General features: G+C 51.7%; 16 protein-coding genes. 3 read left to right on the forward strand and 13 right to left on the reverse strand.

Going from position 1 to position 20012, the window contains the following annotated elements:
- Positions 1 to 3: 3 nt before the first annotated feature.
- From C173_RS12685 to C173_RS12695, 3 genes are all read right to left on the reverse strand, one after another.
- Positions 4 to 894 carry an ABC transporter permease gene (locus tag C173_RS12685; RefSeq protein ID WP_036725300.1) on the reverse strand — a complete coding sequence of 297 codons (891 nt, stop codon included), beginning with the start codon at positions 892 to 894 and terminating at the stop codon, positions 4 to 6.
- The gene (locus C173_RS12690; RefSeq protein WP_036725301.1) at positions 891 to 2588 is read right to left on the reverse strand and encodes an extracellular solute-binding protein; all 1698 of its coding nucleotides are present in this window, start codon (positions 2586 to 2588) and stop codon (positions 891 to 893) included. Before C173_RS12690 ends, C173_RS12685 begins: the two co-directional genes overlap by 4 nt.
- A gap of 156 nt (positions 2589 to 2744) precedes the next feature.
- Positions 2745 to 4277: a helix-turn-helix domain-containing protein gene (locus C173_RS12695; protein ID WP_036725303.1), complete on the reverse strand. Its 1533-nt coding sequence runs from the start codon at positions 4275 to 4277 to the stop codon at positions 2745 to 2747.
- Between the two features lie 81 nt (positions 4278 to 4358).
- Between C173_RS12695 and C173_RS12700 the strand changes: the two genes are divergently transcribed.
- From C173_RS12700 to C173_RS12710, 3 genes are all read left to right on the forward strand, one after another.
- On the forward strand, positions 4359 to 5258 hold the full coding sequence (locus C173_RS12700; protein ID WP_036725305.1) for an AraC family transcriptional regulator: 900 nt from the start codon (positions 4359 to 4361) through the stop codon (positions 5256 to 5258).
- Between the two features lie 108 nt (positions 5259 to 5366).
- Positions 5367 to 7193 (forward strand): class I mannose-6-phosphate isomerase, encoded by a 1827-nt coding sequence (locus C173_RS12705; protein ID WP_036725306.1) that lies wholly within the window; start codon positions 5367 to 5369, stop codon positions 7191 to 7193.
- A complete protein-coding gene (locus C173_RS12710) occupies positions 7183 to 8136 on the forward strand; it encodes an ROK family protein (RefSeq protein WP_051478011.1) in 954 nt (317 codons plus the stop codon). The genes C173_RS12705 and C173_RS12710 overlap by 11 nt, the downstream gene beginning before the upstream one ends.
- 371 nt (positions 8137 to 8507) lie before the next feature.
- Here C173_RS12710 and C173_RS12715 read toward each other — a convergent pair whose 3' ends face one another.
- From C173_RS12715 to C173_RS12760, 10 genes are all read right to left on the reverse strand, one after another.
- Entirely contained in the window at positions 8508 to 10061 is a 1554-nt protein-coding gene (locus C173_RS12715; protein ID WP_036725307.1) for a response regulator transcription factor, read from the reverse strand.
- A 174-nt stretch (positions 10062 to 10235) separates the two neighbouring features.
- On the reverse strand, positions 10236 to 12680 hold the full coding sequence (locus C173_RS12720; RefSeq protein ID WP_036725308.1) for a glycoside hydrolase: 2445 nt from the start codon (positions 12678 to 12680) through the stop codon (positions 10236 to 10238).
- Positions 12681 to 12776: 96 nt separating this feature from the next.
- Positions 12777 to 14288 (reverse strand): discoidin domain-containing protein, encoded by a 1512-nt coding sequence (locus C173_RS12725; RefSeq protein WP_036725310.1) that lies wholly within the window; start codon positions 14286 to 14288, stop codon positions 12777 to 12779.
- A complete protein-coding gene (locus C173_RS12730; RefSeq protein WP_036725312.1) occupies positions 14282 to 14533 on the reverse strand; it encodes an acyl carrier protein in 252 nt (83 codons plus the stop codon). The genes C173_RS12725 and C173_RS12730 overlap by 7 nt, the downstream gene beginning before the upstream one ends.
- Positions 14526 to 15584: a Gfo/Idh/MocA family protein gene (locus C173_RS12735; RefSeq protein WP_051478012.1), complete on the reverse strand. Its 1059-nt coding sequence runs from the start codon at positions 15582 to 15584 to the stop codon at positions 14526 to 14528. The genes C173_RS12730 and C173_RS12735 overlap by 8 nt, the downstream gene beginning before the upstream one ends.
- 27 nt (positions 15585 to 15611) lie before the next feature.
- Positions 15612 to 16415, reverse strand: a complete 804-nt coding sequence (locus tag C173_RS12740; protein ID WP_036725313.1) for an ABC transporter permease — start codon at positions 16413 to 16415, stop codon at positions 15612 to 15614.
- A 9-nt stretch (positions 16416 to 16424) separates the two neighbouring features.
- Positions 16425 to 17228 carry an ABC transporter permease gene (locus C173_RS12745; protein ID WP_036725314.1) on the reverse strand — a complete coding sequence of 268 codons (804 nt, stop codon included), beginning with the start codon at positions 17226 to 17228 and terminating at the stop codon, positions 16425 to 16427.
- Positions 17225 to 18208 (reverse strand): ABC transporter ATP-binding protein, encoded by a 984-nt coding sequence (locus tag C173_RS12750; protein WP_036725315.1) that lies wholly within the window; start codon positions 18206 to 18208, stop codon positions 17225 to 17227. The genes C173_RS12745 and C173_RS12750 overlap by 4 nt, the downstream gene beginning before the upstream one ends.
- A 10-nt stretch (positions 18209 to 18218) precedes the next feature.
- The gene (locus C173_RS12755; RefSeq protein ID WP_036725316.1) at positions 18219 to 19130 is read right to left on the reverse strand and encodes an FkbM family methyltransferase; all 912 of its coding nucleotides are present in this window, start codon (positions 19128 to 19130) and stop codon (positions 18219 to 18221) included.
- 2 nt (positions 19131 to 19132) lie between these two features.
- Positions 19133 to 19990 (reverse strand): hypothetical protein, encoded by an 858-nt coding sequence (locus tag C173_RS12760; RefSeq protein WP_155991421.1) that lies wholly within the window; start codon positions 19988 to 19990, stop codon positions 19133 to 19135.
- Positions 19991 to 20012: the final 22 nt, after the last annotated feature.

Consider the following 20012-nt stretch of genomic DNA (forward strand, 5'->3'; position numbering starts at 1 on the left):
CTGTCAGAAAATACGGTAGTTGGCAAACCGGGCAGCCAGACCATAGGAAGCGGCAATCAGCACAAAGCTTACGACCGATTTGAGCAGGCCTACCGCTGTTGCCAGTCCATACTGGATTTCAAGCAATCCTGAACGGTATACATAAGTATCAATGATATCCCCCGACTCATAGACAATCGGATTATACAGGTTGAGAATCTGCTCGAAGCCCGCATTCAGCACATTGCCGAGGCTTAAGGTCGCCAGCAGAATCACCGTGGTCATCAGACCCGGAATCGTAATATTGGTTAAGCGCTGGAACCGGTTTGCTCCGTCAATGGCGGCTGCTTCATACAGATTGGTGTTAATGGAAGTCAGGGCAGCGATATAGATGATCGTATTGAAGCCGAATTCCTTCCAAACATCGCTCGATACGATCACAAAGCGGAACCAGTGATTGCTCTGAAGGAACATAATCGGATCGCCGCCGAACCACTGGATCATCTGATTGATAATGCCGTCCAGACTGAGCAGGTTAATCAGCACCCCTGAGAGAATGACCCAGGACATGAAATGGGGCAGGTACACAATCGTTTGGATGGTACGCTTGAATTTAATATTCGCCACTTCATGGAACAGCAGTGCAAATACAAAGGGAACGGTCAATCCGGCAATGATTTTCATCAGTGCAATGCTCAGGGTGTTTCCGAGAATCAGCCTGCTGTCCGGCAGGCTGAACATATACTCAAAATTCTCCCAGCCCACCCATTCCGAGTGGAAGATGCCCAGCGTAGGCTGAAAGTCCTGAAAGGCAATCACGATTCCGAACATCGGAACTACACTGAATGCTATGAGCAGCAATATGCCGGGGAGCAGCATCAGGTGGTAATTCCAGATAGAAGCTCTGCTTCTCATGGTGACTCAACTGCCTCAGCAACCTCTTTGGTGATTTCTTCCCCTCCGATGCTCTTCCAGGTCTCCACGAACTTGTCGAATTCTTCAAGGGGAGAAGTGCCGGTAATGATTTTCAAAAAGGTCTCGTTTTCGAGTTTTTCCAGATTGGCTCCCTTTTTAAGCATCGCTTCCGTCTTGCCGTAGAACACAGGCTCCACCTTCACAATTTCTTTCGCTCCGGTGATGGAGGCGGCAGTATAGAAGGCCAGTGAATCGGCATAAGCCGGAATATCCTTTTTCGGATTTTCATTATTCTTCAAGACCGCCTTGACTCTCGGCAGGATGCGGGCCGGCAGATCGTCCAGCTTCTTATCCTTAATCACCTTCTCATAGATAGGAACATCGCGTGCCAGGGAATCCTGATAATCCAGCTGCACATTAATCGGATAATTTAGCCAGCCTACACCCAGATCCTTATACAGCTCCTGTGCAACCGGATCAATCAGGCGGATGCCTTCATACTCCACGCTGAGCATTTTCAAGGCAGCTTCGGGGTGCTCCGCCTTCTTGTTCACCACCATGAAGGTTCCCGACGGAGTGGATGGTACGATATTCCGTTTGCCGTCTCCGTCCAGCGGCACAGCCAGCGGCACCCAATCCGCTTCCGGGTTGGCCTTCACCGCATCAGACAACGCCCAGCCTCCGAACCAGGGGGCAAACAGGATACCGGCCCGGCCGCCTGATACCAGCCCGGCATTATCCTCGTATTTCCGGGTCAAGAACTCTTTGTCAATCAACCCGTCCGCATACATCTCTCTCAGCTCCGATAGCGCCTGCTTGGTCTCTGGCGTTGTGGAGCCGTAGATGATGTTTCCTCCCTCATCCTTGAACCAATTCTTCGGATAGGCATGATTGGCATTGAAGATCGGATCGAAGGTGAAGAAGCCGCCGTCTGCAACCACACTTTTATCGCCAAGCAGACCAACGGTATCCGCTTTCCCGTTACCGTCAGGGTCCTGCTCCTTGAACGCCTTAATCACAGTCTTAACTTCATCCATGGTACGGGGCGTCTCAAGCTTCAGCTTGTTCAGCCAGTCCTGGCGTATCCACAGGAGCTGATAATTGCCGTCGATGTTGGTATTGGGCAGCGCCATCAGCTTGCCGTCGATTCTTCCGGTGTTCAGCACCCGGTCTCCTGTGTAGGAATTGTAATAATCTTTAATCAGCGGCGAGGCATATTGATCGTATAACTCGGTCAGATCGGCCAGCATACCCGCTTTGGCCATTCTCTTGAACTGCTGCTCATCCACCACCAGAATGTCCGGCAGGGAATTGCTCGAGATCGCCAGGGTAACCTTCTGGTTATACGCATCCTGGTCTTCTACCGAGAAATCGTATTTCACCTTTACATTCAGGCGGTCCTCGACATATTTCAGATACTTGTTATTCTCCAGCGTATCTCCTGCCGGCAGGTTATTCCCCGATACGCCCTGTCTCCCCAGAGACACGGTAACGGGTTCTTCATATTTGCTGAAGGGTCCATCGTCCTCCTTGGCGGTGGCGGATGGTTCATTGCCTCCGGCATTCGTGGACTCACTGCCGGCGGGCGCAGCAACCTTCTCCTCCTTTGGACTGCTGCCGCAGGCCGCCAGCACTCCCAGCACCATTACCATGGACAGCAGCAAGGCCATAACACGAATTTTCTTCAATCTCATAGATGCCCCTCCCAAACTTTGTTATAAAACGCTTTCATGCTTACAGTTAAATTGTAAATTAGCCTGGAAGGTAGCGAAATCCCAAATTCTTTGGATACGCGTCAATTAATTTGGAAGTAAAAAGCACCCGCAGGTGCTCTCCAATAATTCGTACTATTATTCGTCCAGTATTTCACGATATTTTTGCGGACTGATGCCGTAATATTTTTTAAAGGTCTGGCAGAAGTAGGAGGAGCTCCAGTAGCCGGCATGTTCAGCGATATCGACGATTTTCATATTGGTGCTATCCAGTAGATGCCGTGCCTGTTCCAGACGCTGCTGAGTAATGAATTTGATCAGGCTCTGTCCGGTTTCTTTCTTGAATAAATGGCTCAGGTAGCTGGGATTAAGCGATACGCGCCCGGCGATGACCTCCAGACTGATATCCTCCCTGAAATCCTTCTCCACAATCCGGATGACCTGCTGGACAATATGGCGTTTGCTCTCATCGGGAGCGCCGTTGTCCGGTTCTATTTCCGAGAGCGCCTGCAGCAGCACTTGCTTCACCCCGAGAATCGAATCGCTTTTGAAGATACGCTCTACCGTTTGCTGGAAATCCGCCTTCTGCCTGCGGGCTGATTGTTCAAACGCATTCCGCACCAGGTCCGAACAGAGATACTTGACATAGATTGCAGAAGATCCGCCGTTCCGGCTCAAGTGGCTGAACAGAAGCTCAATGCTTTTGGCTGCGCCTGCATATTCCCCATGGTTAATGAATTGGTTGATATCCGCCATCAGCGTCTCGGTGCTGACGAATTCCGGGACACGGCCCGCCAGATCATCTCCAGCAAACAGCACCACCGTATCCTCAAAAAAGAATTTGTAGTCCAGCGTCTGCTCCATCTGCTCATAACACGCTGAAACCTCCTGCCAATCGGAGATCATGGGGCTGAATACGATGCAGCAATGCCGGTAAAAGCGATCCGCGATCCGATCCGCCAGCGCTTCACTCATCTCCCTGATCCTCTTCTGTCCGCCGCTGCCTGGGCAAGGGACCATAAGCACACTTTGATATTCATTCAGGTTCAGCAGCTCATATTCACCGGCTGTAAGCTGCTCTGCCGCTTGTTCAAATGCCTCGTAGCTGCGGTCAAAGAAACGCTCCTTGAAATCAATCAGCAGCAGAGCGGCCGGCTGCCCTCCAAACGGCAGAGCGGCATCATCCGCGATCACCTGAACCCCGTTCAGCACATCGGTCAGCCACTTCTCCCTTTCATACTCCAGGCCCTTTTGATACCCCTGCATCATCTCGGCAGTGCGGCGCTGCTGGGTGGCCTTATCCGCGCATTTCTGTATCACGCCTGACATCACCCCGGCGAACTCCTCAATATCAATCGGCTTCAGCAGATAGCTGGAAGCATTGGTATAGAGCGCCCGGCGGGCATAGTCAAATTCCCCGTAAGCACTGTAGATAATAATTTCCAGGGAGGGCTGCGCCAGGCTTGCCTGCTCCGCCAGCTCCAGACCGCCCATGAAGGGCATTTTAATATCTGTCAGCAGGATGTCCACCGGGTTCAGACGAACATACTCCAGCGCCTTCTCCCCGTTCTCCGCTTCGATAACCCGCAGCTCGTAATTCATGTTAGCGATCAGCCCCCGGATGCCGTCCCGTTCAATTTTCTCATCATCCACGATCAATATGGTAAACATAGAGTTCCCTCCTGATGTCTGATAGAATCATAAGCAAACGTTATCATTTCATTGAAGCCTACACCATGAGGAGGTCCCGCCATGCGCCTGGCGTACCGCAAAGCCAATGCACTTTTGAATCAGCATATCTCAAATATCAGTGACGGACAAACCTCATTTCATATTCATTACTGGGGCTTCATGCCGAATCATTATAATAATTCCCTGCACCGCCATTCTTTTTTTGAAGTCTGTTATGTTCAGCAAGGCATCGGCTCCTACCAGGATGACGATGCGCTCTTCCCCCTGGAGCCGGGAACCCTGTTCTGCTCACGTCCGGGCATCTGGCACCAGATCCGCAGTGAGCAGGGGCTGGTCCTGTTCTTCATTGCCTTTGAAGTCGACGAAGCCTTAAGCTCTGCGGACGGCCGCAAGCCGTTTCAGGAACTCGCCGCCGGAGGGCAGGCCATAGCCCCGCATGAAGCTGCCGCACTCTCTGCCCGAATCTGGCGGACCCTCTTCAGCCTGGCCGAGAGCGAAGCGGGGGTGTCCAGGCTGCCGATGAATCATCTGGCGCTTGCTCTGCTGCATTCGTTCCCGCAGGCGTTCTCCCCCGAACCCCATCTGCAGGCCGGGGCAATGAAGGAGGACAGCGGGGAACACCGCCATTTGGAACGGGCCAAGCGCTATATCCGCGACAATCTGTCCTCCCCGCTGCACATGGCCCAAGTGGCCCTGGAACTGGATATCTCTCCACGCCATCTGTCGAGGATCTTCCAGGCATGCCTGGGCCAGACTTTCGTCCATTATATTCAGGAACGAAGAATCCAACAAGCCAAGGATTGGCTGCTGCACACCGACTACCCTATCAAAGATATCGCCGAGCGCTGCGGCTTCGAGTCTGTGCACTATTTCACCCGCGTATTCACCAAGCAGCTTGGTGTCTCCCCCGCCCGGTTCCGCAGATCGCAGTTTACAGACGGAAGACAGAACCTGAGCTAATCATCACCAAATGTCCGGATTGTACAAAAAATCAGACGCCGTATTCAAAGATAATCCCGCAAGGACTCCTTACAATGGTTGTAGACCCTTAGAAGGAGTGAGTTCCCCATGTTTGTTAAACGACCAGTCAACCTTGTACGCAGCCCCATTCCTGTTCCGCAGGACGACATCCCCTTGGCTGCTCCTCCCGCAGTGCTCCGGGAAGGCTATTCAGCGATTGCCGCTTCCCTGCTTCAGCTCGCCAGTGAGAAGGGAAGCGGCAATCTGTATGTTGCTTTTGACGGAACCCACGGCGCCCCGTTTCAAACCGTTCTGCAGCGGGCAGTGGATGCGCTTGAGCAAGCGGGTCATTCAGTGTCCCTCATCGGCTCGGGCAGCTATCTCAAGTCAGGCGAAGAGCTGCGGGAGTTTTTTGCCGCCAATATTACGGATAACCGCGCCTTCGGCTATTTCACTGACGGAAGTATAGAGGATTATTTCCGGGACGGGGCCAGGGAAGAAGCCGCCCGCAGGCTGGATGAAGCGGAGCCGGGTGCGGACTTGGCTGCATTCTGTATCGTTTTTGGCCCGGGAGCTTACTGGCTTGGAGAGGGGCGGTTCGATCTTTCCTTCTATCTGGATGTCTCGCGTGAATACCAGCAGGCCGGCCACCGGCAGGAGCTGCTGAGTTTCGGCCTCAACTGGAACCGGGATGCGGTGGAGAAATATAAAATCGCCCTGTTCGTCGAATGGCCTATTCTCGAAACCTACCGCAAACAAATCCTGGATCATATGGACTACTACCTCGACCTGAATCAGCCGAAGCAGCCGGTCATGACTGCCGTGCCGTCCCTGCGCCGGATGATCTCGGATATTGCCGGGTCGCCGCTGCGGGTGAAGCCTTTTTATGCACCGGGGGTGTGGGGCGGACAATTCCTCAAACAGCTGGCTGATCTGCCGGAGGATTGGGTGAACTGCGCCTGGAGCTTCGAGCCGATTGCCCCGGAGAATTCCATCCTTGTAGGGTACGAAGGCAAAGAGATGGAAATTCCGTTTCTTCTGGTCATGCAGCAGGAGCATCCAGCGATACTGGGAGAACGTCTGACCGGCTTATTCGGGGATTATTTCCCGATCCGCTTCAACTATCTGGACACGATGGACGGAGACAATCTGTCCTGCCAGGTCCACCCCACCCAGGACTATATCCGCAGCCAATTCAATGAATTCATGGCCCAGCAGGAATCGTATTACATCATGGAGCAGCAGGGGGATTCCGGGGTCTATCTGGGACTGACTGAAGACTGCCTACCTGAGCAGTTCCGCCATGAGGTGCAGAAGGCTCAGGAGACGGGCATCCCGCTGCCGCTGACCGATTATGTCAACCGTTATGAGTCCCGGAAGGGCGAGCTGTTCCTGATTCCGCCCGGAACCGTCCATTCCGCAGGCAAAGACAATCTGGTGCTGGAAATCTCCTCTACCACCTGGTGGTTCACCTTCAAAATCTATGATTTTCTGCGCAAGGACCTGGACGGCAAACCCCGGCCGATCAATATCGACTTCGCCTTCGACAATATTGACTTCACGCAGAAGACCGCCCGGGTTGAAGAGCAGCTCATGCCTTCGCCGGTGCTTCTGCAGCAGCAAGGGGAGAATGAAGAGTATGTGCTGGGACAGCGCAGCGATCTGCTGTTCTATGTCCACCGTGTTCATCTGAAGGATACCTGGAAAGACGATACGCGCGGCGAAATGACCATGTATAACCTCGTTGAAGGAGAGTCTGTGCGGATTGTGTCTGCTGCGGACGAGGCGGTATTTGTGGAGCTGCATTATGCGGAATCGTATATTCTCCCGGCTGTACTAGGGGAATACACCATCGTCAATACCGGTTCCGGCCCCTGCAAGCTGATCAAGGCCGGTGTCTCCGCAGCATGGGATGTGAGTCTCCTTGAGCCGTGATATCGTACTTGCGCTGGATGTGGGCGGAACCTTTATTAAGACCTGCGTGCTGGAGGACGGCCTTCCGCTGCAAGGCAGTGACATGGAATTCCCCGCCCTGGCTGACCTGGACCGGGAAACGATCCTTGACCATTTCATGTCTATCTTTCAGGCCCAGTACAACCTGTATCAGCATAGGTACCCGGACGCTGTAACGGACTGCCGCTATCATATCGGGATGGCTTTTCCCGGCCCGTTCGATTACAGGCAGGGCGTCTGTCTGATCCGGGGGCTTGGCAAATTCGAGGCGATCTACGGGCTGAATCTGGGCCAAGCCTTACGCGCACGCTGGCACGCTGGCAGCTCCCGGGAGGCCGGCACGCTGCCGGACATGGATATCCGCTTCGAGAATGACGCCCGCCTGTTTGCGCTGGGAGTCAGCGCCGAATTCCCGCGTAAGCGGTTCATGGCCTTGACGCTAGGAACCGGCCTCGGTTCCGCCTTCATCGACAACTCCCGGATCATGGAATCAGGGCCGGGCATCCCGCCGAACGGCTGGCTGTATGACCAGCCTTATCTTGACGGCAGGGCGGATGATTGGTTCTCCAGGAGAGGCATCCTGAAGCTGGCCCGTGAAGCGGGGATTGGGGAGGCTGGGCTTCCGGGAGCGAACATGGATGTGAAGGAGCTTGCCCATGAAGCCAGAGAGGGGAATGCTGCCGCGCGCGGGGTATTCGCCGAATTCGGAGCCCGGCTCGGGGAGCTGCTCCAGCCTTACGTGGACGGTTACCGGCCGGACTTCATCATGCTGGGCGGGCAAATCTCCAAAAGCCATGATCTGTTAGGCCCTGCCTTGCTGAACCGCTTGCAGAGGTCATGCTCCCCCGCCTTGACGGTCCGCACGGCGGAGCATGTACTCGCGTATACCTTCCGGGGCATTGCCCGGATGTTCAGTGAGGGATAGGCGGGGCATCGTCATTGCTTCGTCATGAGCTTCGCGGCGAGCTTCGCCGCAAGCTTGACCATGTGCTTTTGCCGTGTGCTTCGCGGCTAGCTTCGCCATGCGCTTCGTCGTTGCACCCGTCCAGCTTAGGATCACAAGTGGAAATACGTAACTTAAATTGACCATTTCCGAGGGATGGACGGAAGCAAGTGGATAAACTACATCTGCTATTGTGCGTTTTCGCTGCTTGGGGTGAAATCGGAGAATTTAAGTGCTGTTTATACAACTGTTGCCGCCGCAGGTTCCCATCGTCCATCAGTAAGTGTACAAAATCCAACTATTTCCGGTATCGTGCCAGCGAGAAATAGTTGGATCATGGTGAGGGCGCTACCCTACGGAGAGCCTTCCCTGAACTTGGCCGGAGTGACTCCATGGTAATTACGAAACGTCTGGATAAAATAGGTCGAGCTTCTGTAGCCCAGCTTCTTATAAATATCGACGATCTTCATATTCGTTGTACTCAGCAGCTCGACGGCTTTGTCCATTCTCACCTGCGTGATGTACCGGATGAGACTTTGACCCGTCTCCTTCTTGAACAAATAACTCAGATAACTGGGGGTCAAATAGACCCTCTCCGCGATGCCCTCCAAAGAGAGATCCTGATCGTACTCCTTGTCGATTACATCTGTAATGGTCCGGATCAGCTTAAGATTGGCGGCCTTCTTGGGGCTCGCTCCGCTGACGGTTTCCATGAGGGACAGGATCGCAAACATGTGATCCTTCAGATCCTGAAGGGAAACGGTCTTATGAATCTGGTCCAAGTAATGATTCATTTCCACAGGCTCATGGTTTTTCTCTCTCGTCACCACCTTTTTCATAATTTCCGAACAGATGAACTTGGTGTACAGGGACGAGAATTGCCCTTTGGTTCTCAGGTAGGTGAACAGCAGCTCTATACTGTATTTCGCACCGGTAAAATCGTTATACTCCAGACACTGGTAGACCTTATCCAGAATCGGATTCAATTCGATCTCGTCAAAGCCCGCTTGCTCAAAGGGTTCATCGGCAAATAGAAGGGTATACTCATCCATGAAAAATTTGAATTCCAGCATCTGCTCCATCTCGGTATAGGCATCATACAACTGTTCCGGCTGATTCACCGCTCTCCCGATCACCAGACCCACATTCAGCTCCAGGCTCCCGGCGGCGGCGCGGATAATCTGATCTCCAAGCAGCCTCAGCGTCTCTTTGGGGATGGGGCGGGGGTGCTTGACGAACAGCATACTTTGATGCTCGCTCAAGTTCACATAATCGAAGGCGTAGCTGAGGTTATCATGTAACAGCCTAATGAATTCATCATTGTGAATATCAAAAAACTTCCGGCGGCAATCCACCAGAATCATATGCAGCCAATGCTTGTGCTGGACATATTCCAGCAGTTCCGGGGACATCCAGGCCTCTGTATTGATTTTCACACCGTTTAGGGAGTCCAGCAGCATTTTCTCCTTCTCATACAGCAGCCCCCGGTTATATCCCTCCACCAGTTGTTCGTTCCGCAATTTCTCTGCCGCTTTGTCTTCACAGGCCCTGATCGCCTCGTTAATCACACTGAGAAACTCCGGGATATGAACCGGCTTGAGCAAATAATTCGATATGTTGGTCCGCAAGGCTCTTCTCGCGTATTCAAACTCATGGTAAGCGCTGAAGATGATCATTTCAATATCCAGACCCAGGCTGCTAACCTTCTCCGACAACTCCAGTCCATCCATAAAAGGCATCTTGATATCTGTAATCAGAATATCAATCCTGTGCTTCCCGAGGATCTCCAGCGCAATCTCGCCATTCGCCGCAAGGAGTGTCTCCAGCTCCAGATGGTGATCCTGTATCAATTGCTGAATGCCCTCTCTCTCTATGCGTTCGTCATCCACAATCAGAATACGGTACACAGCGCACGCCTCCCTTTTTTACACAAGTGGAAACAGCTATGCCGTCCTATTAGGGACGGCACCGTTTCAGCCAGAAATAGAAGGATAAGTTATGGTGTGAAACATATAATTTCTTATATTCCAAAAAAAGGGCTTCTCTATAAAAGATTCAGCCCTTCTTAAGCCCGCCGGAATTTATGTGGTTCTGAATGCAACCGTGCCTGCATTGGCACTGTGGCACAACTGAATAGCTTGTTCTGCCGTATCCGCTTCGCTTCCCCATTGCAGCATATACCGGAATTCGTAGAATCCCCCGAGGGTCGCCTTGAAGTTCGTCTCCCAGTAATTGGTCAGCACCCAGGCGTATAACGAGGTATGGCCGTTCTCTTCCTGTTGGCCCTGCACGAGTCTTGGGCCGTATTCCAAAGGCCCGGTCTGCATCAGCGGCGTATCCGGGGCCGCAATGGACAGCCCGCCTTGAGGGGATATAACCGCAAGCCCTTCCTGAATACAATAGAAATCCGTACAGGTGCCTGGGATCTGATCTACTCCCGGCCTTAGGACAGCCCCGGCCTTCTCGAACCACAGCTCACTGCTGCCGCCTGCACTAAAGGGGAGGGCGACGTACACATTCTCCGGGTCCCACACACTATCCTTGTGGATGCGGACAGAGACATCGACTCTCTTCCGGTCCTTGAACACCTTCAGGAATAATGAATAGTGGCTCATCCCTTGAACCTGATATTTCAATTCAATGATGCCATACACCGGGCCATTCGTTATTTCCTTCACGCCTGAGAGGAGCCCCTCCGACCGCTGAACATTCATACCTTTGCGGTTCCTGCCCATGATTCTACGCACGGTCATCTGGTCGTCACCGCCGCCGGGGGTCACTTCATACACCGGAGTGAAGGCTCCGTGAGCCTGACGGGGATCAATGAATTCCCGGCCGGTTTGCTTATCGATCCAGGAGACGATGCCTTCTCCGGCTCTCCACGCAATACGTACGTAAGGCGATTCAATATGATTCTCCGTGATGAACAGCCGGGGGGTCTCCTCCTGCACAGGAGGGAAGATATCCCGGATATCATGAATCCGGTCGGCTCCCCGCAAGCGGGTGCTGCTCGTCGTCACCGGGACGGTCTTCGAGGCTTCCCGGATACGGAACCGCTTCTCTTCCTTTGCGCCCAGCTTGACCATGACCGCAATCTGGTATCCTCTGCTTACCTTCTCCTGCTGATGGTGGACCACTTCTCCACTCTGCTCATCGACCACCTCGAGCCCCTGCCGGAAATAATCCGCTTCCCACTGCTCCTCGAGATAGAAATGAGCCAGATCCTCAACGGGGGAATCGAAGGAATTGATTACTTTATAGGTGAATGCCCGGTCAGCCCGCAGCAGCACATCGCCCCGCGCCTTCAGTACCGCATCCAGCGAGGTATGAACCAGTCTGCTGGCATTGGCGGCATACGCCTCTTTGCGGACGGCCAGCTCCTGCACCATGATGTGCCAGGGCTCCGAGATGGAGGAGTGATATCCCCAGGTATGCTCGGCATACATTATTAATTGCTGCTCTGCCTGGGCAATATCGCTTGACGCCGCCAGCTTGCGCTCCGGGTCCAGCCGCTTGACGACGTCCAGGGTCCGCTGGGCATTCCTGAAGATCTGGGTGTGCATCGCGGTTGATGCCACGCCATCGGACCACCAGTCCGGCCAGTCCCCGCTATAGACAGGAATCTCGGCCTCCTGCTGCCGCAACAGGTCGAAGTACCGGTTAAGCGTTGTCATTTCAAGCTCAACACGGTCCCCGTGCTTCTCATTCCATTCCTTGATGAAGGTTATGATTCCGGGGTTCGGCGCCGAGTTATCCCGCAGCAGCCCCATGACATTCACCAATACAAAATCGTAGGGATACTGCTCCTTCTCCAGCTGATCCAGATAGCGGGCAATCCGGGTCTCGGCCAGCTTCCAGTGATCTTTAGAGATCCCCCATACCGGGTCTTCGTCTTTGATGGTATAAGACAATGCCCCATCAGGATTGATCCCCAGATCATTCCCCATCATGTAATGCTCGCCGCTCCATACCAGCAGGCGGTTGCCTTTGGGTGTCTCCCAATAAAAGGGGAATTGCTTGCGCCCGATGGCAAACATCCCGTGATGCGTGTGGATACTGGACAGCAAATTCTCGACTCCTGCATCTGCCAGAGCCTGTGCATAACCCCAGCTGTATCCGTTAATATCCGCGGTCATGGCCGACTTCACCTGAAGCCCCAGCGGCCGGGCGAAGTTCCCCGCCCTTGCAAGCATACTGCTGAGCAGCTCGAAATTGATCAGTTCCGTCATATTCAAGTAGGTGCCCGACAGCTCAATATCCCCGCGTCTGAGCGCGGCTGCAAATTGTTCCTTTTCCTGTTCCGTGGCTTCCTCCAGGAATTTCTCCACGGCCCAGAAGGTTTCGCAGGTCCATTTAAATCCCGCCCATTCCTTACGGTCTTCCGTCTGAGCCGCCTCGCAGATCGCAATGGCCTGCCTGATAAAGTCCACGTGATATTGCTCGATCTTCTCTTGCCGCTCGGTGTAGCCAATATCCGTATGGGAATGATGAATCACATAAATCGTCCATTTTTTCTTGTTGTTCATGTTTGATTCTCCAATCAATATGGCATTTTATTTTTTACATTTTTATTATATCCAGCAGGCCAAATGGAAGGATATCCTACTTTTTTTTGAATCATATCAGATTTTTGAGGCTTGAGTGATATCAGGCAGTCCCCACACTTCAAGCTCATAGATCCGCGCCTGAAAATCATTCTGGGCCGGATAAGTAATATATAGTCTGATGTATCTGAATGAACAGCCGTCAGCCTCATGCACGGTTAAGACAGACTCATTATTCCGTACAGCCGCTATCTGCTCCCACTGCTCTGTGTCGTTGCTTCCCTGAAGCTCATAATCCATCGTGATATAGCCGGGGGCAGGAGAATGCCTGATCACAACTCTCAGAATATCTCTCTGCTTCAGCAGATCCAGCAGCAACCAATGGACGGGCCGGGCGGTGTCCGAATGCCAGGAATCCGTGACCCAATTCTCCCATCTGCCGTTCACCGCCTGGCTGGCTTGACAGACAGTCTCCGGGTCAAGGCTATACTCACTGTCCGCAGACACCTCAGCGCAAGCTGCATAATTCGTCCAGGCCTGTGCGGCATTGTGAGATTCCCGCTCCTTATGGTGATGGGTGAGCAGCTTACGGAGCAGAGAGAACAGCTCCGTATCCAGTTGGCTAATCTCCACTGTAAGCTGAAGAATTCGATCCGGCGGCAGCAGCTTCCGTCTCAGCGTATCCGCATGGAAACTAGAGATCAGATGGTATCTGAATTTGATATACCGGTCCCGGAACCCGCCGAATATCTGCCCCCATTCTTCATGAGAGGATAACCAGGGCAACGCCTTCTCGAAGATATCAAACATGATGATAGCCGAGCCGTGATAACTCCTGCGCATGGTTTCAAATTCAACCGCAATGGCATTTGCGTCATTAAGCCCCTCCATAAGAGAGACATTATCATTGAACCGTTCCACGGCTTCGATCAAATGACTGGAACGATTTTTATTGGACTCCACGAAATCCTCAACCAGCTCCAGATAGCTGTGAACCTCCGGTTCGCCTATTTTCGCTACACTGAACAGCTTGTTATAACAATAATTCCTGATTTCCTTAAAAGAAGCATTGGATTTATTCCAGATATCCGCTATCAATTCCTCGGTCAGCTGCAGCTTGAAAAAAGGCTCCCCCTTCATCACATTCAGGGTTACCTCCTTGTTCAGCTGATTCTCCCGGATCACGATCAGTCGTCTGGCTGAATCATATTCCGTGATTAACACGGCATGATCGTCAACGACCGTCCTGTATTGGCTCAAAAAAAACAGATCGTTGTAGTTGGCAATCATCACGACCGGGCACTGCTGATCAATGTTCATGCGAATCGCAGACAGCAGCCCAGCAGCATCCAGGACCTCAGTCACCTTAAGGGTCAAGCCGAGCTTGTTAAGAATGCTGCGTCTGGAGGCCACCCAGTCCCCGTCCGCTGCCTCTCCCCAATTCATCATGACGGCATACAGGAAGGTATAGTAGAAATAATTCTCATACTGATGAAAGCCTGCAGCACCCGCCATGGGCAAATCCACGCAATTGGAGTGCATGGTCCGGTAGCCCTCGCTGTAATAGTCCATCTCCAGGGCTACTAACATACGAGATCCTGTGAATCAATATATTCTCTCCATTTCTGAAGACTGTATAGTTTATCTATATCGAGAAATTCCGGGCTTACCTCTATTGAGAAATGCTCTTCCAGGACCACCGCAAAATGAATAAACAACAAAGAATCCATGCCATAGCTTCGCAAATCCGCGTCCATACCTGCATTCTTCAGACGGGGAGAACCGCCGGGCAATTGAGCGAGTAGCTTACGAATCTCCTGTTCCCGGTCATCCATAATTCACAGCCTCCCCGTCCGGTCTATCTTCCAGGGTAGGCTGCCCAGCATGCTTGTTCCTCGCAATCTCATAGATGGCGTTCATGGTTGCCACTCGTTCATAGGATTCGGATAAGGGGATATTCTCTCTAGTGCCTCCAAGCACCTCAGCCAAAAACTTAAGCTGGTTCACATAGTAATTCTGCGGAGAGTATACAAGCTTGTCAGTTGTTCCCTCTTCCGTATGTTCAACCTGAATGATGATCTTGTAATCCCCATAGCAAGGCTTGAAAAAGCCGCTGATCCTTACCCTGGCCCGCTCAAACTCCAGCCAGTGGGTGGCATTGTTCGGCATTTCAAAGGAACCCAGGAACTCTGCCTCGACGCCCCCCTCATATTGCAACGATGCATGAAAGGTCCAATCACATTGATTGACACCGGAGAAGGTCGAGAATCCGTCCAGTGTCTGCGGCTTCAAGCCGATGACCTTTTGAATAAACTGCAGCCAGTACGAGCATTCGTCGATGAAGCAGCCGCCGCCGTACTCCGGCTTGAACCGGTAATTATCCGCGCTGTAGTTGCTTTGCAGAATTTCAAAGGAGATCCGGGTTTTGATTTTTGTCAGTTTGCCATAGGTTTCTGCTGCTATCATGTCTGTTATATCCTGCTGCCAGGAATGATGCTGGACCATTAGCGCTTCAAGGACATGCACGCCCTGCTCCTTCGCCCGTTCATTGATGAGCAGCACCTCATCGGCATGCAAGGCCATCGGTTTCTCAATCAAGACATGCTTGCCAGCCTCAATCGCCCTCAGCGTCCATTCCTTATGCAGGAAATTGGATAACGGAATATAGACCACATCAATGTCCGCCGACGCCAGCAGCTTATCGTAGCTTTCAAACACATGCGGAATCTGATGCTTCAGCGCATAGGCTGTAGACCGGTCCAAATCACGCGACGCCACACCATACGTTACAAATTGATCAAGCTCCCTGACCGGGTTAATGATCGAGAATGGAGCGATTGTGGAGCAGCCCAAAATTCCAATACGATATGGCTTCTGAATATTCATATCCTTACCTCCTGTGATTCCGGATATCTAGCCGCCTGAGCTGTTGTAATTACGAATCGCTTTGGACCAGATCCATCTCGTGATTCCCAGCAACAGGATGGGAGACAGAATGGCCCAGAGGAAGAGGCCCGGATGTAACCGGTCCAGCACGAATAAGGGTGAGAAGTTAGTAATCAATAGAACCGGAATAATAAATATCCCTATACGCTGAATCCATTTGGAGTAGATCATCATTGGCATGTTATTCAGCTCGAACAGGCCGTTTGAGATGTCATTGACAGCAGCAATCTGAATGAACCAGAACGATAATAACTGCGGGATCAGGAACAAGGTGTAGGTTACGAACAGTCCCAGCACGAGGAAGAAGATGAATCCGCCTATTGAAGCGGCATCGGCCGGAAGCCCCAGTCTTCTCCAGCCCACCACAACCATGGTCACTCCGCCCAGCACATTCGGAATCGCCAGCCCAAAGTCAACATTCCGTAAGGTCATCATAAATTGCAGGGAAATCGGCTTGGTTAGCAAAATATCAAGTGACCCGGTTCTTACATGCTCCGGGATCTGCACGAAGTTGATGGCAAATAGTCCCCAATATAGCCCCGTCATCAAGGTATAGGTGCCAATAAACAGCAATATCGCATCAATGGGCACGCCATCCAGCGTTAATCCCGCCTCATAGACAATAATCACATACAGGAATTTGGCGAACAGATAGGAGGTCTCCACCAGCAGGCCCATCAGGAAATTCACTCTATATTCCATTTGGGACATCAGGGAATTTTTGATGAACAAGGTGTATATGAAACCGTACTTCCGGAGTGATCTAAGCATCGGGTTCCCTTAACCCCCTACGGCAATATATTTCTTGATCGCCACTTTCCAGATATAGCGCGTAAGCAACAGAAGGAGTCCAATCCATAGCAGTTGCAGCTCTAACACATGCAGCGCCTGGAGCAGGGTCAGCTTGCCATTGATTACATTCACCGGCATGTAGATCGTATACTTGAACGGCAGGTAGTCGAAGACGGCCAGCCATGTCGCCCCAAAAATATCGAGCGGGAAAATCCCGCCGCTAAAAATCTGAATCAATAACGCTGTAACATGAAAAAAATAAGAAACATCGGTTAACCAGAAGGCAATCGCACTGACCGAGAAGGAGATCATGAAATTAAGCACAACCGCCAGCATAAGCACGACACCAAAAACCAGGATACGCGATACGCTGATTGGCGCTTTGAAGTAATAAACCATGAACAGCACCACGCCCAGCAGCAGGATTAACGTAATGGCAAACGAAAGGACCTTCCCGCCAAGGTAGACACAGATTTTATAAGGAAAATAACCGATCGGCCGCACCAGATATTTATTGAGCCCCCCGCTCTTGATATCATGGTTAATGTCATATTCCAGACCCGTAGCCACCAGCCGCGAGATCAGGGCAGCTACGATGGTGTAGACGATCATCTGCTGGTAAGTATAGCCATACAAGTTCATATTAGAGGCATGGCTATAGACCGCCTTCCACAGGAAGAGCTGGATGAAGATCGGGAAGAAGAGACTGGCAAAACCCATAAAAAAGTTAAAGCGGTATTCCATGGAGTTCTGGATTCCCAGCGAAAAGCTGACGGCAAATTTATTGTTCATCCGCGCGGCTCCGGCTGTTCATATAAACGTGCAATGGCTTCCTCCAGAGGAATGTCCTCCAGATTCAGATCAATGACGGGAAAGTGATCCATGGCCATTCTGGAATACTCCTTGAACTTCGCTCGCTCCACTTCCAGAATGACGTCATAGCCGCTATATTCTTTGATAGAACCCATAACGGCCAGATCCTTCCGCTCGACGATGGCCGAGAACGTCAGCTTCATTCGTTTTTTCTCATTCATGACCTCATTGATCTTGCGGATCTCCCCGTCATACACCAGCTTGCCCTGATTGATTACGATGGTCCGCTTACAGAGGTCTTCAATATCCTTCATATAGTGGCTCGTAAGCAGCAGAGTCGTGCGGAATTCATGATTGTAGGCCTTGAGGAACTCGCGGATGTTCTTCTGAGAGACCAGATCCAGGCCTATCGTCGGCTCATCTAGAAAAATAATTCTCGGCCGGTGCAGCAAAGCAGCGATCAGCTCCATCTTCATCCGCTCACCCAGGGACAGTCTTCGGACCTGTACATGCAGCAGGTGCTTCACATCCATCAGTGTGACTAATTCATCAAGTGTCTCCTTATACTTCTGATCTCCGATTTCATAAATGCATTTGTTCAAATACAGGGAATCGCTTGCCGGCAGATCCAGCCATAGCTGGTTTTTTTGGCCCATGACTATGGAAAATTGCTTCTTGAAGTCATTTTTCCTCTCCCAGGGCGTGTAGCCCAGCACCTCCGCACTGCCTCCAGTCGGATACAAGATGCCGGAGAGCATTTTCAAAGTGGTGGTTTTGCCTGCTCCGTTCGGACCCAGAAATGCAACCATCTCACCTTCGTTAATATCGAACGAGACCTTATTCACAGCATCCTTGGTTAATTTCTCCCTGTGGAATAGATTCTTGACGGAGTTTCTGATTCCCGTTTCTTTTTTGTAGTAGTCAAAGGACTTGCTCAATTGATCCACATGAATGACCATACCGGCATCCCTACTTTGCAATGGTTATCAATCTGATGAACGGGCTGTACCTCCGGATATGCTCCGGCTGCAGACAAAATATATTCTGTACCTGCACTTCCGCAGCGCTATCCAGCTCAACAAGCTCCTCTGCGGACAGTTGAAAGAGCTGATACTGATACTGCTTCAAAAACCGGAATACATCACTTATCGAATTCCCGAACCGCAAAGCCAGAACCTCCGTCGCTTCCAGCATGAGCAGGGGCTTCTCATGATGCCGCTGTAAATACTGTTCCATTCCCTTTAATGCTTTTAATTCGCCGCCTTCAATATCGATTTTGACCAGGTCAATATGGCTGATATGCTGCTGCTCAATGTACGTATCCAGAGTTTGTACCCGGCAATGGTAGGTTTCATGCTGCAAGGCCGGGTCAATGATTAACGCAGCATCCTCAGATCCGCTTTGTACAGGCAGATAGATCTCAGCTTCCCCGTTATAGTCCGACAGCGCAAGCTGATTCAACACTACATTCTGCAGCTTATTTAATTGGATGTTTCTTGCCAGTTCAGAGAAGGTAGGGCTTACCGGCTCAAAGCTATGAACTCTGCCCCCCGGCCCCACCGCTTGTGCGAATAACGTGGAATACCATCCATAATTCGCCCCGATATCCAATACTTCAAATCCTTCACGGATCAGAATAGACAATAACCGGCTCTCTTCCCGCTCGACATATCCATCCCGCATCAGGAATCCGAGACTGTTCACATGTCCGAGATCCCAATGAAACCGTCTCCCATCTGTAAGCCTGATCCGGGTCTCATCCTTATGAATCTCAATCTGCTCCACCTGCTCTTTAAGCGCCCGTCTAAGCAATTGGACCGCCTCCACCCGCTTCTCCCAGAACATCCGTTGGATCTGCTCATACCTGGTTTCTTCCGGCATCATCATCCTCCTGTTGCATAGGAATGTAAATAAACCAGCTCATCCTCCGCAATCTGCTTCAATTGCTTCACGGTAGCGGTTAACCCTCTGTCCATATTCAGGGTCATCTTCATAAAGCTCACTTCAAGCTTCCTCCAGGCTGAGCCGTGGTGAGCAACATCCATGGTGCTGCAGGTGCCGAAATGCCTTAACCGCGATAGGGCAATCGTGCGGATGCAGCCAAACTGTTGCTTGAACACAGGGTCATCCATTAAATTCTCCGGCTGCCTATAGGCTCCAACATCCATGATCCGTTCCGAAATCCGGGCAAAGGTGCGGGGGAGCAGCTCTTCATAGGGCTGTGCAGTTAAGTAAGGCCGGATAGCGTTCAGGTCAGGCCTCAGGCTGAGAGGCGGGCTGATTTCGATAACCGGTTCACTGAAGGTGCGCCAGGCCTGCTCCACGCAAGTTCTGTCGGCCAATAGGCTTGTTGCAAAATAAGGATCTGTTATTCTCAGGCTCTGGTCGTCTGCCGCTTCCGCAAGCACATAATGCAGCATATGGTCCTTCCCGTAAAATTCCTTCATGTAGGGCACATAAAAAGCGTCTACCGGAAGCAGATACGTGCGTCCCTTATCCAACGATTCTAAACGGCAAGGCTTGCATTCAACCCCATAAGCACGAAGGATGAAGCTAAACAGCTCATTCACCGGCACCGAACTGTCGAACCAGTCATAGCCAGCATAATAATTAATGGAGAAATTATACCTGTACAGCGGATTCGGATCGGCATGATGGACAGACAGCCACAATGTAACCGCATTCAACAAACAATCATAAGGGCCAAAGGGAACTGTCCAATCCGTCAGTTTTCGGCTCACAGCGGAATTCTTCGTGATAGCT

Origin of the sequence: Paenibacillus sp. FSL R7-277 (assembly GCF_000517965.1) — a bacterium.
GTDB lineage: Bacteria > Bacillota > Bacilli > Paenibacillales > Paenibacillaceae > Paenibacillus_AQ > Paenibacillus_AQ silagei.